Origin of the sequence: Candidatus Frankia alpina (assembly GCF_902806485.1) — a bacterium.
In the GTDB taxonomy this organism is placed as follows: Bacteria; Actinomycetota; Actinomycetes; order Frankiales; family Frankiaceae; genus Frankia; species Frankia alpina.
In genome coordinates, this window is sequence record NZ_CADCWT010000507.1 from 1 (window position 1) to 935 (window position 935).

General features: G+C 64.5%; 1 pseudogene. It reads right to left on the minus strand.

Annotation, left to right across the window (positions count from 1 at the left end):
- Nucleotides 1–53 precede the first annotated feature (53 nt).
- Nucleotides 54–875: pseudogene (locus G6R25_RS24235) on the minus strand (RNA-guided endonuclease InsQ/TnpB family protein); the annotation flags it as partial.
- Between the last annotated feature and the right edge of the window lie 60 nt (nucleotides 876–935).

Genomic DNA, 935 nt, shown 5'->3' on the forward strand with positions numbered 1-935 from the left:
TCCGTCACCAGATCGCTTGAAACCACAACTCAACGACACCTAACAAAGCCCTACTAGGAGCGAGGCGGTCTCACTCCATCTCCACAGGCAGCAACCGCGAGCCCCGCGGCCAGAATGTTCTTCGCAGCGTTCACGTCCCGGTCGTGGTGCGCGCCGCAGCGGCACGTCCACTCCCGGACGTTCAGCGGCAGCTTCTCCACGATCGCCCCGCACGCCGAACACGTCTTGCTGGACGGATACCAGCGGTCGATCGCGATAACGTCGCGGCCGTACCAGCCGGCCTTGTACTCCAACATGATCCGCATCTCGCGCCACGCCGCATCCGAAATCGACCGGGCAAGACTGTGATTGCGGACCATGTTCCGCACGGCCAGATCCTCGACGACGATCGTTTGGTTTTCGCGAACGAGTCGAGTCGTGATCTTGTGCAGGTTGTCGCGGCGACGGTCCGCGATCCGGCCGTGAATCCTCGCGACCCTGAGCCGCGCCTTCGCCCGGTTCTTCGAACCCTTCGCCTTCCGCGACAGGACCCGCTGCGCGTGGCCGAGACGCTCCCGGTCGCGCCTTTCGTGCTTCGGATTGGCGATCTTCTCGCCCGTCGACAAGGCCAGCAGCGACGTGACCCCGGCGTCCACCCCCACCTGCGCGTCGACCCGCGGCAGCGCCTCGATCGTCTCCTCGGCCAGGATCGACACGTGGTACTGGCCACGGGAGTTCCGCGACACCGTCACCTGCGACGGGTTCGCGCCCTCCGGCAGTACCCGAGACCAGGCGATGTCCAACGGCTCCGCTTGCTTGGCCAGCGTCAGGATGCCGTTCCGGAACGTGAAGCAGTTCCGGAAGTAGATCGCCGAGTCTGCGGTCTTGCCCTTCTTCCAGGGTCGCGCGAAGGTCACTTTCCGTGCTGACTGGTTACTCTAGGTTGTGAGGAATGT